Origin of the sequence: Streptomyces sindenensis (genome assembly GCF_014649035.1) — a bacterium.
Lineage (GTDB): Bacteria > Actinomycetota > Actinomycetes > Streptomycetales > Streptomycetaceae > Streptomyces > Streptomyces sindenensis.
Window position 1 is genome coordinate 244,199 of sequence record NZ_BMSG01000003.1, and the last position, 15,550, is coordinate 259,748.

Below are 15,550 nucleotides of genomic sequence, written 5' to 3' on the forward strand. Positions count from 1 at the left end.
CTTGATACGTCCCGCACAACGGCGTGCGGAACTGAACGCGGCGCCCGCCTGTCCCCGACCGGACTCAGTGGGCGCCGTGGCGCGTCCGGGGCCGGCTTCCTTCGGCCGCCCCCGGCCCCTCAGCCGGTTCAGCCCGTCAGCGCCGAGGTCTTCACCACCACCGCCACGGCGAACAGCCCCAGCAGCACCGCCCCGCCCGCGAGCTGGAGAGGCCCGGTCCGCAGCTTCGCCGGTGCGTAGGCCAGCCCGTACGTCACCAGCGCCCCCGTCAGCAGCCCGCCCAGGTGCCCCTGCCACGAGGTGAACAGCGCCGAGAGCACCATCCAGATCAGGAACCCGGCCATGAACCGGTTGACGGCCGCCATGTCATGGCCGAGCCGCCGGTGGATGACCCAGTACGCGGCGGCCAGACCGAAGACCGCACCGGAGGCGCCGACGGTCGAGGTGTCCGGGGCCAGCAGGTACACCAGCACCGAACCGCCCACCGCCGACAGCAGATACAGGGCCAGATAGCGGGCCCGGCCGAGCTGCCCCTCCACCGCCCGGCCGATGTTCCACAGCGCGAACATGTTGAACAGCAGGTGCATCACCCCGAACGACGCGTCCGGCGGCAGGTGCAGGAACGCCCCGGTCACCAGCCGGTACCACTCGCCGTCCGCGATACCCGTCAGCTCGTAGCCCCGGAAGGTGTCGCCCCGGTAGTAATACTGCTCGCCGTCCGGCCCGGTGAGCGCCGCCCCCAGCACCGCGAACCGGTCCACGATCTCCGGCCGGACCACCTCGCCGAGGTAGACGAGCACATTGAGCGCCATCAGCACGTACGTCACCACCGGCGTCGCCGCCCGGGACACCGCACCGCCGAAGACCGTACGGGGCTGCCGCACCGACCGCTGCCCCTCCTTGACGCACTCCACGCACTGGTGGCCGACCGAGGCCTCCCGCATGCAGTCCGGGCAGATGCGGCGGTCGCAACGGGTGCAGCGGACATACGCCTCGACGGACGGATGGCGGTAACACGTGGTGGCGGCGGCCTCCATGGCCGGCTCCTTCACTGGGGGTGGGCAACGGGGCCGGTGGGGGCGGTGGCGATCAAGATAGCGAACCGGGTGACGGGCCGCGTGCCCGGGGCCCGGCCCGTGGCCTAGGCTCGTCACTCCGCGGAACGCGGAACGCCGAGTGGGGGAGCCGTCATGCCGGGTGGGGACAGGGCCGAGGGCAGGAGCGGCCCGGCCATCAGCCTGACCAAGGTCCAGGAGGCGGCTCCGGCCCTGGTCAGCCTCTACAAGAGCGCCGGGGTCTCGCTGGAGAAGCACGGCCTCGGCGGTCACCGCGCGGCCGTCTACCTCGTCATCGACTACTCCGGTTCGATGAAGCCCTACTACCAGGACGGCAGCGTCCAGGCGCTGGCCGACCGGGTCCTGGGGCTCGCGTCCCACCTCGACGACGACGGCACGGTCCCCGTCGTCTTCTTCTCCACCGACGTCGACGCGGTCACCGACATCGCCCTCGACAACCACCACGGCCGGATCGAGCAGATCGCGGCGGGCCTCGGGCACATGGGGAAGACGAGCTACCACCTGGCGATGGACGCCGTCATCGACCACTACCTCGACAGCGGCTCCACCGCGCCCGCCCTGGTCGTCTTCCAGACGGACGGCGGCCCGATCAACAAGCTCGCCGCCGAGCGCTACCTCTGCAAGGCCGCGAAGCTGCCCCTGTTCTGGCAGTTCGTCGGCTTCGGCAACACCCGCAGCAGCCAGTTCGACTTCCTGCGCAAGCTCGACGAACTCCCCGTTCCGGCCAAGCGGCCCGTCGACAACGCCGGGTACTTCCACGCGGGCCCCGACCCCCGGAAGGTCCCGGACCGCAAGCTGTACGACCGGCTCGTCGCCGAGTTCCCGCTCTGGCTGGCCGCCGCACGCGAGCGGGGGATCGTGCGGTGACCGTACGGATCCTGCGCGCCGCCGGCCTGACCCCCGCCCCCTGGAGGAACGGCGGCGGACTCACCCGGGAGATCGCCACCGGCCCCGAGGGCGCGGGAGCCGACGCCTTCGACTGGCGCGTCAGCCTCGCGGACGTCACCGCCGACGGACCGTTCTCCGCCTTCCCCGGGGTGGACCGCGTTCTCACCGTGGTCGAGGGCGCGGGCATGGACCTCGTCGTCGGCGGCGAGCACCACATCGTGGACGAGCGCCTGTGGCCGCACGGCTTCCCCGGCGATCTGCCCACCGAGGGCTTCCTGCTGGGCGGCCCCGTCGTCAACCTCAACGTCATGTACCGCCGGGACCGTACGCGGGCGGAGACCGCCGTCGTCTGCGGTACGGTCCGCCTGCTGCCGCCGGAGGGCGGCTCGGTGCTCGCCGTCTCCCTCGACGACGGCGCGGAGCTGGAGGGCGGCGGGGGCGGCGGTGTCCGGCTGGACCGTTACGACGCGGTGCTGGCGGCCGGGGAGTCGCCCGGGGTGCTGCGGACGATGGGCCGGGCGGTGCTGGTCACCTTCTCGGTCGGGTGAGAGTCCGCGAACGGCCGGGGAAATCGGACAGAAGATGTCGGGTATCCCGTGTTCCATGGCGCCCATGACGTCTTCCTCACCCGTCTCCTGGGACGGCTTCGCCACTACCGAACCCGACTTCGCCGACACCGTCCAGCGCCGCTTCCGCCTCTACAAGCACCACGTCCTCGCCACCCTGCGGAAGGACGGCTCGCCCCGGGTCACCGGCCTGGAGGCCGACTTCCGCTTCGGGGAGATGCTCCTCGGCATGATGCCGGACTCGCTCAAGGCCCTGGACCTGCGCCGCGACCCGCGCTTCGCGCTCCACGCCAACCCGGGTCCCGACGCCGAGATGAACGACGGTGACGTCCGGGTGAGCGGCCGGGCCGTGGAGATCACCGATCCGGAGGTGATCGCCCGCTTCATCGAGGAGGCCGCCCCGCCCGAGCCCTTCCACCTCTTCCGGGCGGAACTGACCGAGGTGGTCCGTATCGGGCTCGACAGCGATGAGCTGGTCATCCAGTCCTGGCGGCCGGGGCAGCCGCTGCGCACCGTGCGCCGCAAGTGACGGGCCCCTGCGGCCGGGGCGGCGGACCCGGCCGCAGGGGTGCTCACCCGGCCAGCACCCGGGCCCGGCACACCGACGGCGTCCCCCAGGCGTCCCGCAGCGGCCGGGCCCGGCGCAGCCACCACGCCAGGTCCAGCTCCTCGGTGTAGCCGATCGCCCCGTGCAGTTGCAGCGCGGTACGGGCCGCCGCGTACCCCGCCTCGCCCGCGCTCACCTTCGCCGCCGCGACCGCCGCCCCGGCTCCGGGCGACCCCCCGGCCAGCTCCACCGCCGCCCCGTACAGCAGCGGGCGGGCGAACTCCAGGCCGAGCAGGGTGTCCGCGAGGCGGTGCTTGACCGCCTGGAAGGAGCCGACGGGTACGCCGAACTGGGTGCGCTGCTTCACGTACGCCACGGTCGCCCGCAGCAGTTCCTCCCCGCAGCCGAGCGCCAGGGCCGCCGTGGCGAAGGCGGCCCAGTCGCCCGCCGCCCGTGCCGCCGGCCGTATCGCCCGGCCCTTGGCGACCGGGGCGCCGCCCGGCTCGGGACGGGACAGCCGGCGCGCCGGGTCCGCCGACGCCATCGGCTTCCCGGGGGCCGGTGCGAGCCGCAGTTCGTCGCCGGTCACCGTGAACACCGCGTCCGCCGCGTCCGCGTCCGCGGCGTACGGGCCGTACCCCTCCAGGGTCAGCGACACCACCGCCGCGCCCGAGGCGATCCCCGGCAGCCACTCCTCGGCCACCGGCCCGCCCGTCCCGGCCAGCAGCGCCCCGGCCGCCAAGGTCTCCGCCACCGGGCCGGGCACCGCGTGCCGTCCCAGCTCGACGCAGGCCACGGCCGCCTCCACGGGCAGCGGGCCGACACCCCCGTACGCCTCCGGGACCGCGAGCGCGAACACCCCCGAGTCCGCGAGCCGCCCCCACAGCGCCCGCCCCGGACCGCGATCCCCGGCCGCCCACGCCCGCAGGACCGCCGGGGTGTCCGCCGCCGTCAGCAGGGCGTCCAGCGAGCGCCCGAACTCCCGCTGTTCGGCGGTGAGCAGAAAGGGCATCAGCGCCGTCCCTTCGGCAGGCCGAGCAGCCGCTCGGCGATGATGTCGCGCTGGATCTCGTTCGTCCCGGCGTAGATCGGCCCGGCGAGGGCGAAGACGTACCCCTCCGCCCACGCGGTGTCCGCCACCTCCGCGTCCGGGCCGAGCAGATCGAGCGCCGTCTCGTGCAGCGCGATGTCGTAGCGGGACCAGAACACCTTGTTCAGGCTGGACTCCGGCCCGAGCGCCGCGCCCGCCGCGAACCGCGCCGCGGAGGCCGCCGTGAACAGCTGGTACGCCCGCGCTCCGATCACCGCGTCCGCCACCCGGTCCCGTAGCGCCGTGTCCGCCGGGTCGCCCGCCCGACGCCACAGCTCCGTCACACGGCCGGCGGCGGCCGTGAAACGGCCGGGGGAGCGGAGGGTGAGGCCCCGCTCGTCGCCGGTCGCCGACATCGCGATGCGCCAGCCCTGCCCCGGCTCCCCGATGACGTCCTCGTCCGGTACGAAGACCTCGTCGAGGAAGACCTCGGCGAACGCGGGCTTCCCGTCCAGCCGCCCGACGGGACGGACCGTCACCCCGGGCTCCCGCAGCCCGAACATCAGATACGTCAGCCCGTGATGCGGCTTCGCGGCCCCCGGGTCCGTGCGGAAGATCCCGAACGCCCGGTCCGCGAAGGCCGCCCGCGAGGACCACGTCTTCTGCCCCGACAGCAGCCAGCCGCCCTCCGTCCGCACCGCCCGCGACCGCAGCGCCGCCAGGTCGGACCCGGCCTCCGGCTCCGACCAGGCCTGCGCCCAGATCACCTCGCCGCTCGCCATCGGCCCCAGCACCCGGGCCCGCTGACCGGCCGTGCCGTGGGCGAGGAGGGTCGGGGCGAGCAGACTGACCCCGTTCTGCGAGACCCGGCCCGGCGCGCCCGCCGCCCAGTACTCCTCCTCGAACGCCAGCCAGCCGAAGAGGTCCGCGCCCCGGCCCCCGTACTCCTCGGGCCAGGAGACCGCCGACCACCGCCCGGAGTGCAGCAGCGCCTCCCACTCCCGGTGCGCGGCGAACCCCTCCTCGGTCTCCAGGGACGGCAGCGGCCGGGCCGGTACGTGCTCCCGCAGCCAGGCGCGGGCCTCGGTCCGCAGGGACTCGGTCCGTGCTGTCTGCTCCAGGTCCATCGGGGCGCCTTCCGTCGAGGCCGTTCCCTAACAAGTGTTTGGTAGGTTAACGTACGGCCCCAGCACGGTCGAGGAGTCATGAGGCGTCAGGGGGACGAGCCGATGAGCGCACCGCCGTATCTGCCGGGACACGGACTGCTGACCGGCCGCACCGCCGTCGTCACCGCCGCCGCCGGATCCGGGATCGGCGGCGCCACCGCCCGCCGCTTCCTGGAGGAAGGCGCCCGCGTGGTCATCAGCGACGCCCACACCCGCCGGCTGAAGGAGAGCGCCCACGTCCTCGTCGAAGCGTTCGGCCCCGACCGCGTCACCGCCCTGACCTGCGACGTCACCGACGAGGACCAGGTCGCCGCCCTCTTCGCACACACCGAGCGCACCCACGGCGGCCTCGACATCGTCGTCAACAACGCCGGCCTCGGCGGCACCGCCGAACTCACCGAGATGACCGACGACCAGTGGACGAGGATCCTCGACGTCACCCTCAACGGCACCTTCCGCTGCACCCGTGCCGCCCTGCGCTCCCTCAAGGCCGCCGGACGCGGCGGAGTCGTCGTCAACAACGCCTCCGTCGTGGGCTGGCGCGCCCAGCGCGGCCAGGCCCACTACGCCGCGGCCAAGGCCGGCGTCATGGCCCTCACCCGCTGCGCCGCCGTCGAGGCCGCCGACTACGGCGTACGCGTCAACGCCGTCGCCCCCAGCCTCGCCATGCACCCCCACCTGGCCAAGGTCACCTCCGCCGAACTCCTCGCCGACCTCACCGGGAAAGAGGCCTTCGGCCGCTACGCCGAACCCTGGGAGGTCGCCAACGTCATCGTCTTCCTCGCCAGCGGCTACTCCTCCTACATGACCGGCGAGGTCGTCCCCGTCAGCAGCCAGCATGCGTGAACACCCGGGCCGTGCACGGACAATGGCCGGGTGCCTACCAAGAAGAAGCCCCAGGTGACCCCCACGCCGGAGCGACGCCGGGAACTGCTCGCCACCGCCGCCGAGGTCTTCGCCGCCCAGGGATACAACGCCACCACCGTGCGCCGCATCGCGGATGAGGCCGGGATGCTCGCGGGCAGCCTCTACTACCACTTCGATTCCAAGGAATCGATGATCGACGAGATCCTCTCCACCTTCCTCGACGAGCTCTGGCAGGGCTACGACGAGGTCCTGGCGGCCGGCCTCGGCCCCCGCGAGACCATCGAGGCCCTGGTCACCGAGTCCTTCCGGGAGATCGACCGGCACCGCCCCGCCGTCGCGATCTACCAGAAGGAGTCCAAGCACCTCGCCACCCAGCCGCGCTTCGCCTACCTCGCCGACTCGCAGACCAAGTTCGAGAAGGCCTGGCTCGGCACCCTGGAACGGGGCGTCACCGAAGGCGTCTTCCGCGACGACCTCGACATCCGCCTCACCTACCGGTTCGTCCGCGACACCGTCTGGGTCGCCGCCTCCTGGTACCGGCCCGGCGGACACCACAGCCCCGAGGAGATCGCCCGCCAGTACCTCTCGATGGTGCTGGACGGCATCGCCCTGCGCACCTAGTCCCTCTGCCCGCGTGAGGAGCAGCAGCCATGACCGAGGCCTACATCGTCGAAGCGGTACGCACCCCCGTCGGACGGCGCGGAGGAGGCCTCGGGGCCGTCCACCCCGCCGACCTCGGCGCCCATGTGCTGCGCGAGCTGATCGCCCGCTCGGGCGTCGACCCGGCGGCCGTCGAGGACGTCGTCCTCGGCTGCCTCGACACCGTCGGACCGCAGGCCGGCGACATCGCCCGTACGTCATGGCTCGCCGCCGGACTGCCCGAGGAGGTCCCCGGCGTCACCGTCGACCGGCAGTGCGGCTCCTCCCAGCAGGCCCTCCACTTCGCCGCCCAGGGCGTCCTCTCCGGCACCCAGGACCTCGTCGTCGCGGGCGGCACCCAGAACATGACCCAGATCCCCATCGCCTTCGCCTCCCGGCAGGCCGCCGAACCCCTCGGCCTCACCCAGGGGCCGTACGCGGGCAGCGAGGGCTGGCGCGCCCGGTACGGCGACGCCCCCGTCAACCAGTTCCACGGCGCCCAGCTCATCGCCGAGAAGTGGGGCATCAGCCGCCGCGACATGGAGGAGTTCGCCCTCACCTCCCACCGGCGGGCCGTCCGCGCCCTCGACGAGGGCCGCTTCGCCCGCGAGACCGTCGCGTACGGGAACGTCACCGCCGACGAGGGGCCGCGCCGCGACACCACCCTGGAGAAGATGGCCGGACTGCGCCCCGTCGTCGAGGGCGGCACCATCACCGCCGCCTGCTCCTCCCAGGTCTCCGACGGGGCCGCCGCCCTGCTCATCGCCTCCGGACGGGCCGTCGCCGACCACGGCCTCACCCCCCGTGCCCGCATCCACCACCTGTCCGTACGGGGCGAGGACCCCATCCGGATGCTCTCGGCCCCGATCCCCGCCACGGCGTACGCCCTGAAGAAGACCGGTCTCACCCTCGACGACGTCGACCTCGTCGAGATCAACGAGGCGTTCGCCCCGGTCGTCCTCGCCTGGCTGAAAGAGACCGGCGCCGACCCCGAGCGGGTCAACGTCAACGGCGGAGCCATCGCCCTGGGCCACCCGCTCGGCGCCACCGGCGCCCGGCTCATGACGACCCTGCTCCACGAACTGGAACGCACCGGCGGCCGCTACGGGCTCCAGACCATGTGCGAAGGCGGCGGACAGGCCAACGTCACCATCGTCGAGCGGCTCTGAGCACACGCCCCGACCCGCGGTGGCGTGTCAAGATCCACCGCCGCGGGGGAGGGCGTGCTAGGGTGGTCCGCGTTGCAGTTTTGGTACCCATGAACTTTATGTGCGCCTGACGGGAATGCTTCGTCAGGCGTTTTATTGTTTTCCGGCTTTCTCCGGATGGGGCTCAATGCGGCGACTTGGAATTCGTAAAGTGCGGATTTCCGGCACTGCACCTGTTTTAGGAGAATGACATGGCCACCGGCACCGTGAAGTGGTTCAACTCGGAAAAGGGCTTCGGCTTCATCGAGCAGGACGGCGGCGGCGCCGACGTCTTCGCCCACTACTCCAACATCAACGCCTCCGGCTTCCGTGAGCTGCAGGAGGGCCAGAAGGTCTCCTTCGACGTCACGCAGGGCCAGAAGGGCCCGCAGGCCGAGAACATCGTCCCGGCCTAATCGTCGGACGCGTACCTCGCTGACCGGGGCCCGCACCGTGAAGGTGCGGGCCCCGGTTTGTGCTGTCCGACCGACGATCCGTCGTCATCGACCCGTTCTGTGCGCACATCCTGGGGGCGCACCCGGACGGCCGGGCCGCACATCGCAGTAAACCCATTCGGCAGTTGCCCAGGAATCCCCCAGGAGGGCAATTCCGTATGACCAGCTCCGAACGCTCCGAACGCCAGGATCGCACCCCCCGCTCCCGACCGGCCCGCGGCCGGGGCCGCGGCCAGGGCGCCGGCTCCCAGGCCCCCGCGAACGGCCGGGGCGGCGCGCCCCGCTCCCGGCCCCAGGGCGGCTCCAAGCCCGCGGCCCGCCGCAAGCCCGCCGTCGCGGCGCCCGCCGAGTTCGCCCTGCCGGAGACCGTGACCCCCGCGCTGCCGTCCGTCGACGCCTTCGCGGACCTGGACATGCCCGCCGCGCTGCTGAAGACCCTCGCCGCGCAGGGCGTCACCGAGCCGTTCCCGATCCAGGGCGCGACCCTGCCGAACTCGCTGGCCGGCCGCGACATCCTCGGCCGGGGCCGCACCGGCTCCGGCAAGACCCTCGCCTTCGGCCTCGCCCTGCTGGCCCGCACCGCCGGCCGCCGCGGCGAGCCGCGCGCCCCGCTCGCCATGGTCCTCGTCCCCACCCGCGAGCTGGCCCAGCAGGTCACCGACGCCCTGACCCCGTACGCGACCGCCGTGAACCTGCGGCTCGCCACCGTCGTCGGCGGCATGTCGATCACCAAGCAGTCCGCCACCCTGCGACGCGGCGCCGAAGTGCTCGTCGCCACCCCGGGCCGGCTCAAGGACCTCATCGAGCGCGGCGACTGCCGGCTGGACCAGGTCGCCATCACCGTCCTCGACGAGGCCGACCAGATGGCCGACATGGGCTTCATGCCGCAGGTCGTCGCCCTGCTCAAGCAGGTCGAGGCGGACGGCCAGCGCATGCTGTTCTCCGCGACCCTCGACAAGAACATCGACCGCCTCGTCAGGATGTTCCTCACCGACCCGGTCGTGCACTCCGTCGACCCGTCCGCCGGAGCGGTCACCACGATGGAGCACCACGTGCTCCACGTCCTGGACGAGACCGACAAGAAGGCTGTCGCCACGAAGATCGCCGCCCGCGACGGCCGGGTGATCATGTTCGTCGACACCAAGCGCTCCGCCGACCGTTTCGCCAAGCGGCTGCTCGCCAGCGGCGTCCGGGCGGCCGCCCTGCACGGCGGGCGCTCCCAGCCGCAGCGCAACCGGACCCTGGACCAGTTCAAGAACGGCCAGGTCACCGCGCTCGTCGCGACGAACGTCGCGGCCCGCGGTATCCACGTCGACGACCTCGACCTGGTCGTCAACGTGGACCCGCCGACCGACCACAAGGACTACCTGCACCGGGGTGGCCGTACGGCCCGGGCCGGGGAGTCCGGCAGCGTCGTCACGCTGGTACTGCCCGACGAGAAGCGCGAGATGACCCGGCTGATGCAGGACGCGGGTATCGCGCCGCGGACGACCCGGGTCACGTCCAGCGACGAGGAGCTGAGCCGGATCACGGGTGCCCGTGAGCCGTCGGGCGTCGCGATCGTGATCGAGGTCCCGCAGCCGACCCCGCCGAAGCAGCGGACCCGCTCGGGCTCCGGCTCCGGCGGCGGAACGGCACGCTCCGGCAGCCGGGGGCGCGGGCGGCGCGGATCGGGGGGCGGCGCGGGTGCGGGTACCGGTGCGCAGGGCGGTGCGGCGCGCTCGGGTGCGCCCGCACGGTCCGGCGCCCCTTCGCGGCGTCGCCGGGCGGCGTAAGGCGCCTTCCGGCCGTCCGGCGCTTGAGGGTGGGCCACATCCGATCGCCCGGTGATGGGCGAACGGGCCACAGCCAGCCGTCCGGCGCTTGAGGACCGGGGGCCGGGGCAGAGCCCCTAAAGCCCCGGGACGGAGCTTTGTCCTCAATCGCCGGACGGGCTGGAACGGGCCGGCCCGGTCCTTGGCTCCGGGCGAAGGACGTCCTCAACCGCCGGACTGGCGTGATGTGGACGGCGTCGTCCTCAAGCCCGGGTCCGGGCTTGATGGGGCGGCCCGGTTCTTGAGCGGCGGGTCCGGCATCGCGCCCAGGGCCGCGAGAGTCCGCTCCGCGTCCGCCATCACTCGCTCCACCAGCACCGCCACGCTCGGCAGGTCCTCGATCAGGGCCGCCACCTGGCCCGAGGCCATGATCCCGAGGTCCGTGCGGCCCTCCACCATCGCCGCCCTCAGCAGCATCGGCGTGTTCGCCGCAAGAAGCACCTGGCTCCAGCTCAGCTCCTTGCCGTGCCGCATCGCCAGCCCGTCCCGGACCAGGTCCGGCCAGCTCAGGCCGGACAGCCGGCGGAAGCGGGACGCCCGGCGCACCGCCCCGTACAGGGCGCGCAGCCGGCCCGCCCCGCCCTCCAGCTCCGCCACCATCTCCGTACGGAGCATCCGGTGCGGGAGCCCGTCCACCGCACGCGTCAACGTGATGTCCCTCGCGGTCGCCGCCAGGTACCGGCCCTTCACCACGTCCGGGACCGTCGAGTCCGAGGTCAGCAGGAACCGGGTGCCCATCGCGACCCCTGCCGCCCCGTACGCCAGCGCCGCCGCCAGGCCCCGGCCGTCGTGGAAGCCGCCCGCCGCGACCACCGGGATGTCCACCGCGTCCACCACCTGCGGAAGCAGGACCGTGGTGGCGACCTCGCCCGTGTGCCCGCCGCCCTCCCCGCCCTGCACGATCACCGCGTCCGCACCCCACGCCGCGACCTTCTCCGCGTGCCGCCGGGCCCCCACCGACGGGACGACGAGAACGCCCGCCTCCTTCAGCTCCGCGATCAGCTCCCGCGACGGGGCGAGCGCGAACGACGCCACCCGGACGCCCTCCTCGACGATGATCCGCACCCGCTCCCGGGCGTCCCCCGCGTCCGCCCGCAGGTTCACCCCGAACGGCGCGTCGGTCCGGGACCTCACCTCCCGTACGGCGGAACGCAGTTGGTCCGGCGTCATGGTCGCGGAGGCCAGGATGCCGAGCGCCCCGGCCCGTGCGGTCGCGGTGACCAGGCGGGGGCCCGCCACCCAGCCCATCCCGGTCTGCACGATCGGGTGCCGGACGCCGACGAGGCCGGTCAGGGCGGTCCGCATCAGGCCCCGACCTCCCGGTCCCGGGTGCGGTCCGGGTCGATGACCTCGCGGATCAGGGCGAGTTCGGCGGGGGAGGGGCCGCGGGTGTACGGGACGTCGGCAGGGACCGACAGCGCGAAGCCCGTCGCCTCGCGGACCCGGTCGATGGTGACGCCGGGGTGGAGGGAGGCGAGGCGCATCGAACGGTCCGGCGTCGCGAAGTCGAAGACCCCCAGATCGCTCACGACCCGGGGGATACGGTGGAAGCGGGTGGCCGACGGGCCCGCCGCCCGCGCGCTGTCGTGCCCGACCCCGCAGATCATGTCGACGCGCTCGACGAAGACCCGGGGGGAGTGCCGGGGGACCCAGTAACTCACCGGGTTGTTCAGGGTGTTGACGGGTGCACCGCGCACCCCGAGGAGCTGGCGCGCCGGCTGCTCCCAGTCGCCGACGCAGGAGATGTTCTGGTTGCCGAAGCGGTCGATCTGGCTCGCGCCCATCATCACGTGCCGCCGTCCGCCCGTCACCAGGGCCAGATGCCTGCGATAGGGCAGCCAGCCCTCCGCCTCGCCGTCCGCGCCGACGAGCGTCGCCTCGCCGTCGGTGAGCAGCAGATCGGGGGCGAAGGTCAGCCGGGCCAGCCGCGCCCCCACCGACGGCACCGCCCCCATCGGACTGGCCAGGATCTCTCCGTCGCCCCGCCATGCCTCCGCGCACGCTATCACGCAGTACTCGGCACGGGTGACGCTCTCCAGGGCGGACGCGTTCATTTCCGCTCCTCGCGCCAGAGGCGGACGGCTTCCCGGTAGCTCTTCTCGTCACCGTCCGGCGGCAGAAAGCGCGCTGCGAAGTCCGCCCAGGCCACGGGGTCCGCCGCCGCGGTCGCGTACGCCCTCTGGAACGGCTCGTCGCGCGGGTGATCGGGTGCGCAGGACGTGAAGTGCGCCCCGCCCGGCGTCTCCACGACACCGGTGACGGAGTGCCGTTGCACGAGGAGGGTCGGCAGTGTCCCCGCGCCCTCGGTCAACTCCCGTGTCTCCACCAGGCGTTCGCAGGAGACGTAGGCCGCCTCCGCCGCCTCGCAGAACAGGTCGTCGAAGTACGGGTCGGGGCCCAGATACTGGCCGTTGCCGAGCCGGTCCGCCCGGTTGAGGTGGACCAGCGCCGCGTCCATCCGCAGGGCGGGCATCGCGACGAACTCCTCCGCGTCCTCGTACGGTGAAGTCACCGTCCGCAGCTGGGGGTTGACCCGCATGACGTCCGAACCGAGCCCCGCCCGCACCGGCAGGAACGGCAGCCGGTTCGCCGCCGCGTGCAGCCCCCACATGAACATCGCCTCGTCGATCTCCGTCAGCGCGAACGCCCCGCGCTGCCGGGCCGCCCGGTAGTGCGGCTCCAGCGGGATCGAGTCGAGCGTCACGAACGCCGTGACCAGGCGGCGGATCCGCCCCGCCGCGGCGAGCAGACCGATGTCCGGGCCGCCGTAGGAGATCACCGTGAGATCCGTGACCGGCGACCGGAGCAGCGCTCTGACCAGGGCCATCGGCTTGCGGCGCGACCCCCAGCCGCCGATCCCGATCGTCATCCCGCTGCTCAGCCGGTCCACGACCTCCTCGGGCGTCATCGTCTTGTCGCGCGCGTACGGGGCGGTGGTCACGGTTCAGCCCTCCTTGCCGAAGGTGTCACGGACCCGGGCGGCGGTCCCGGCGAGGTTCGCCTCGAAGGTGAACCCCTGCTCGAAGCGGTAGCTGCGCTGTACGTCGACGGGGTCGATGCCGTTGAGCGCGGCCTTGGCCAGCCGCAGCAGATGGCCGTCCTTGGCGGCGATCTCCGCCGCCAGTGCCAATGCCGCGTCCTGGAGTCCGGCGGACGGCACCACCTGCCAGACCGAGCCGTGAGCGTGCAGTTCGGCGGCCGTGACGGTCCGCGAGGTGTAGTACAGCGTGCGCATCAGATGCTGCGGGACCAGCCGGGCGAGATGCGTCGCGGCACCCAGCGCCCCCCGGTCCAGCTCCGGCAGGCCGAAGACCGCGTCCTCGCTCGCCACGATCGCGTCGGCGTTTCCGACGAGCCCGATGCCGCCGCCCAGACAGAACCCCCGCACCGCCGCGACGACCGGCACCTCGCACGCGTACACCGCCGCGAACGCCTGGGCGCACCCCCGGTTGGCACCGATCAGGGACGTGTGCCCCGGATCGCGCTGCAACTCCTTGATGTCCACACCGGCGTTGAAGCCGCGCCCCTCGGCGGCCAGGACGACGCACCGCACCTCGGGGTCGTGGCCCGCCGCCCGTACGGCGTCGGCCAGGTCGTACCAGCCCTGTACGGGCAGCGCGTTGACGGGCGGATGGTCGACGGTGACGACGCGGACGCCGTCGGCCCCGGAGGGCGAGGAGGTGGAGACAGTCATCGGAGGATCAGCTACCTTTCCACCAAACATTTGTTAGGTGGACGGTAGCAGGCACCTCTGCCCGCCAACCAGCCCCACTTCCACGGGAGATGAGATGACCGCACCCGCCGCCCCCACCGCACCCCGCGCCGGACTCTGCGCGGACCGGGTCGTCGCCGTCACCGGCGGCGGGCGCGGGCTCGGCCGGGCCCATGCGCTCGCCTTCGCCGCCGAAGGGGCCCGGGTCGTCGTCAACGACCTGGGTGTCGCACCGGATGGAGCCGGAATCCGTACCGGGGACTCCGGCGGGCCGGCCCGCGCGGTGGTCGAGGAGATCCTGGCGGCGGGCGGCGAAGCCGTCGTCCACGGCGGCGACATCGCCACCGCCGCGGGCGCGGCCGCCCTGGTCGCCACCGCCCTGGACGCCTTCGGCCGCCTCGACACCCTGGTCAACAACGCGGGCTTCCTGCGCGACCGGATGCTGGTCAACCTGGACGAGGACGACTGGGACGCAATCGTACGGGTCCACCTCAGGGGCCACTTCCTGCCCCTCAAGTACGCCGCCGCCCACTGGCGCGCCGAGACGAAGGCGGGCCGCGCGCCGGTGGCCCGGGTGATCAACACCAGCTCCGGCGCCGGGCTCCTCGGCAGCGTCGGCCAGGGCAACTACGCGGCCGCCAAAGCCGGGATCGTCGCCCTGACCCTGGTCGCGGCGGCCGAGCTGGGCCGGTACGGGGTCCACGTCAACGCCCTCGCCCCCGCCGCCCGGACCCGGATGACCGAGCAGACCTTCGCCGAGGCGATGGCGGCCCCGGGTGAGGGGGAGTTCGACGCCATGGCCCCCGCCAACGTCTCGCCCCTCATCGTCTGGCTCGGCTCCGCCGCGAGCGAGGGGGTGACGGGCCGCGTCTTCGGGGCCGAGGCGGGCCGCATCACCGTCATGGAGGGCTGGCGCCCCGGCCCCACCGAAGACCGGGGCGCCCGCAGGTCCCCGGCCGAGGCGGGCGAAACGGTGCGTCGGCTGCTGGCGGACGCGGAGAAGCCCGGGCAGGTGTACGGGGCGTCGTAGACGGCCGCGGCGGTGGAGCCGGGCAACGGCCTCGGGGGGAAACCCGCTTGCCGGGACGTACGGGCGTCCGGTATCCAGCACGGGAGACCCGAGGAGCGCACGATGACGCGGCACGGCCCCCTGAACGAGTTCTGCTGGATGGACCTCAAGACCCGCGACCCCTCCGGCACCGCCGCCTTCTTCTCCACGGCGCTGGGCTGGGACTTCGCCGTGGACGAGGCGGACTGGCGCCGGGCCGTCAGGATCTCCGCCGGGGACCACCGGATCGGCGGTGTCAGCGACCTCGCGGGGCCCGGCTACCCGCCGGACCTGCCCGCCCATGTCGCCTACTACCTGGCGGTCGACGACGTGGACCACCGTACGGCCGTGGCGGCGGAGAACGGCGCACAGGTCCTCGTACCGCCCTTCGACGCGGGGGACCGGGGCCGGATCGCCACCCTGATCGACCCCGGGGGCGCGGCCGTCTCCCTCTGGCGGCCGAAGGGGTTCGCGGGGTGGCCGGTATCGCCTCCGGACGAGGGCGGGGCGTTCCCTCACCACATGGTCCTGGTCTGCGCGGACCCCGAGCGGGCC

Annotated in this window: 16 protein-coding genes and 1 pseudogene; 10 read left to right on the plus strand and 7 right to left on the minus strand. The window is 73.3% G+C overall.

Going from position 1 to position 15,550, the window contains the following annotated elements; genetic code table 11:
* Positions 1–128 precede the first annotated feature (128 nt).
* A complete protein-coding gene (locus tag IE145_RS06290) occupies positions 129–1,037 on the minus strand; it encodes a rhomboid family intramembrane serine protease (RefSeq protein WP_189519643.1) in 909 nt (302 codons plus the stop codon).
* Between the two features lie 153 nt (positions 1,038–1,190).
* On the opposite strand from IE145_RS06290, the gene IE145_RS06295 reads away from it, so the two are divergent.
* Genes IE145_RS06295 through IE145_RS06305 form a run of 3 tightly spaced genes read left to right on the plus strand, consistent with a single transcriptional unit; the run spans position 1,191 to position 3,059 of the window.
* Positions 1,191–1,943, plus strand: coding sequence for a vWA domain-containing protein (locus IE145_RS06295; protein ID WP_189519645.1), 753 nt, complete (start codon positions 1,191–1,193; stop codon positions 1,941–1,943).
* Complete coding sequence (locus IE145_RS06300) at positions 1,940–2,512, plus strand: HutD/Ves family protein (RefSeq protein ID WP_189519647.1); 573 nt, start codon at positions 1,940–1,942, stop codon at positions 2,510–2,512. Before IE145_RS06295 ends, IE145_RS06300 begins: the two co-directional genes overlap by 4 nt.
* Positions 2,513–2,567: 55 nt before the next feature.
* Complete coding sequence (locus IE145_RS06305; protein ID WP_189519649.1) at positions 2,568–3,059, plus strand: pyridoxamine 5'-phosphate oxidase family protein; 492 nt, start codon at positions 2,568–2,570, stop codon at positions 3,057–3,059.
* A 43-nt stretch (positions 3,060–3,102) separates the two neighbouring features.
* On the opposite strand, the gene IE145_RS06310 is transcribed toward IE145_RS06305, so the two are convergent.
* Positions 3,103–4,089: an acyl-CoA dehydrogenase family protein gene (locus IE145_RS06310; RefSeq protein ID WP_189519651.1), complete on the minus strand. Its 987-nt coding sequence runs from the start codon at positions 4,087–4,089 to the stop codon at positions 3,103–3,105.
* Positions 4,089–5,234 carry an acyl-CoA dehydrogenase family protein gene (locus tag IE145_RS06315; RefSeq protein ID WP_189519653.1) on the minus strand — a complete coding sequence of 382 codons (1,146 nt, stop codon included), beginning with the start codon at positions 5,232–5,234 and terminating at the stop codon, positions 4,089–4,091. Before IE145_RS06315 ends, IE145_RS06310 begins: the two co-directional genes overlap by 1 nt.
* A 102-nt stretch (positions 5,235–5,336) precedes the next feature.
* On the opposite strand from IE145_RS06315, the gene IE145_RS06320 reads away from it, so the two are divergent.
* From IE145_RS06320 to IE145_RS06340, 5 genes are all read left to right on the plus strand, one after another.
* The gene (locus tag IE145_RS06320) at positions 5,337–6,119 is read left to right on the plus strand and encodes an SDR family oxidoreductase (RefSeq protein WP_189519831.1); all 783 of its coding nucleotides are present in this window, start codon (positions 5,337–5,339) and stop codon (positions 6,117–6,119) included.
* 30 nt (positions 6,120–6,149) lie between these two features.
* Positions 6,150–6,761, plus strand: a complete 612-nt coding sequence (locus tag IE145_RS06325) for a TetR/AcrR family transcriptional regulator (RefSeq protein ID WP_189519655.1) — start codon at positions 6,150–6,152, stop codon at positions 6,759–6,761.
* Between the two features lie 29 nt (positions 6,762–6,790).
* Positions 6,791–7,948 carry an acetyl-CoA C-acetyltransferase gene (locus IE145_RS06330; RefSeq protein WP_189519657.1) on the plus strand — a complete coding sequence of 386 codons (1,158 nt, stop codon included), beginning with the start codon at positions 6,791–6,793 and terminating at the stop codon, positions 7,946–7,948.
* Positions 7,949–8,178: 230 nt separating this feature from the next.
* Positions 8,179–8,382: a cold-shock protein gene (locus IE145_RS06335; protein ID WP_006123767.1), complete on the plus strand. Its 204-nt coding sequence runs from the start codon at positions 8,179–8,181 to the stop codon at positions 8,380–8,382.
* 197 nt (positions 8,383–8,579) lie between these two features.
* Entirely contained in the window at positions 8,580–10,196 is a 1,617-nt protein-coding gene (locus IE145_RS06340) for a DEAD/DEAH box helicase (protein ID WP_189519659.1), read from the plus strand.
* Between the two features lie 204 nt (positions 10,197–10,400).
* Here the strand turns inward: IE145_RS06340 and IE145_RS06345 are convergent, their stop codons facing one another.
* The 4 genes from IE145_RS06345 to IE145_RS06360 are packed head-to-tail and all read right to left on the minus strand — an operon-like array spanning position 10,401 to position 13,929.
* Positions 10,401–11,540 (minus strand): NAD(P)H-dependent flavin oxidoreductase, encoded by a 1,140-nt coding sequence (locus IE145_RS06345; RefSeq protein WP_189519661.1) that lies wholly within the window; start codon positions 11,538–11,540, stop codon positions 10,401–10,403.
* Positions 11,540–12,289, minus strand: coding sequence for a CoA-transferase subunit beta (locus tag IE145_RS06350; RefSeq protein ID WP_189519663.1), 750 nt, complete (start codon positions 12,287–12,289; stop codon positions 11,540–11,542). The genes IE145_RS06345 and IE145_RS06350 overlap by 1 nt, the downstream gene beginning before the upstream one ends.
* Positions 12,286–13,176 (minus strand): CoA transferase subunit A, encoded by an 891-nt coding sequence (locus tag IE145_RS06355; protein WP_189519665.1) that lies wholly within the window; start codon positions 13,174–13,176, stop codon positions 12,286–12,288. Before IE145_RS06355 ends, IE145_RS06350 begins: the two co-directional genes overlap by 4 nt.
* Before the next feature lie 3 nt (positions 13,177–13,179).
* The gene (locus IE145_RS06360; protein WP_189519666.1) at positions 13,180–13,929 is read right to left on the minus strand and encodes an enoyl-CoA hydratase family protein; all 750 of its coding nucleotides are present in this window, start codon (positions 13,927–13,929) and stop codon (positions 13,180–13,182) included.
* A gap of 94 nt (positions 13,930–14,023) precedes the next feature.
* Here IE145_RS06360 and IE145_RS06365 point away from each other — a divergent pair, with 94 nt between their 5' ends.
* Together IE145_RS06365 and IE145_RS33310 are read left to right on the plus strand one after the other, a co-directional pair.
* Complete coding sequence (locus tag IE145_RS06365) at positions 14,024–14,977, plus strand: SDR family oxidoreductase (protein WP_189519668.1); 954 nt, start codon at positions 14,024–14,026, stop codon at positions 14,975–14,977.
* Between the two features lie 138 nt (positions 14,978–15,115).
* Positions 15,116–15,382, plus strand: a pseudogene (locus tag IE145_RS33310) (VOC family protein); the annotation flags it as partial.
* Positions 15,383–15,550 lie beyond the last annotated feature (168 nt).

Excerpts from the sequence above, each read along its gene's own strand:
- IE145_RS06290 (WP_189519643.1), bottom strand. The coding sequence starts at position 1,037 with ATGGAGGCCGCCGCCACCACGTGTTACCGCCATCCGTCCGTCGAGGCG.
- IE145_RS06295 (WP_189519645.1), top strand. The coding sequence starts at position 1,191 with ATGCCGGGTGGGGACAGGGCCGAGGGCAGGAGCGGCCCGGCCATCAGC.
- IE145_RS06305 (WP_189519649.1), top strand. The coding sequence starts at position 2,568 with ATGGCGCCCATGACGTCTTCCTCACCCGTCTCCTGGGACGGCTTCGCC.
- IE145_RS06310 (WP_189519651.1), bottom strand. The coding sequence starts at position 4,089 with ATGCCCTTTCTGCTCACCGCCGAACAGCGGGAGTTCGGGCGCTCGCTG.
- IE145_RS06315 (WP_189519653.1), bottom strand. The coding sequence starts at position 5,234 with ATGGACCTGGAGCAGACAGCACGGACCGAGTCCCTGCGGACCGAGGCC.
- IE145_RS06320 (WP_189519831.1), top strand. The coding sequence starts at position 5,337 with ATGAGCGCACCGCCGTATCTGCCGGGACACGGACTGCTGACCGGCCGC.
- IE145_RS06330 (WP_189519657.1), top strand. The coding sequence starts at position 6,791 with ATGACCGAGGCCTACATCGTCGAAGCGGTACGCACCCCCGTCGGACGG.
- IE145_RS06335 (WP_006123767.1), top strand. The coding sequence starts at position 8,179 with ATGGCCACCGGCACCGTGAAGTGGTTCAACTCGGAAAAGGGCTTCGGC.
- IE145_RS06340 (WP_189519659.1), top strand. The coding sequence starts at position 8,580 with ATGACCAGCTCCGAACGCTCCGAACGCCAGGATCGCACCCCCCGCTCC.
- IE145_RS06345 (WP_189519661.1), bottom strand. The coding sequence starts at position 11,540 with ATGCGGACCGCCCTGACCGGCCTCGTCGGCGTCCGGCACCCGATCGTG.
- IE145_RS06350 (WP_189519663.1), bottom strand. The coding sequence starts at position 12,289 with ATGAACGCGTCCGCCCTGGAGAGCGTCACCCGTGCCGAGTACTGCGTG.
- IE145_RS06360 (WP_189519666.1), bottom strand. The coding sequence starts at position 13,929 with ATGACTGTCTCCACCTCCTCGCCCTCCGGGGCCGACGGCGTCCGCGTC.
- IE145_RS06365 (WP_189519668.1), top strand. The coding sequence starts at position 14,024 with ATGACCGCACCCGCCGCCCCCACCGCACCCCGCGCCGGACTCTGCGCG.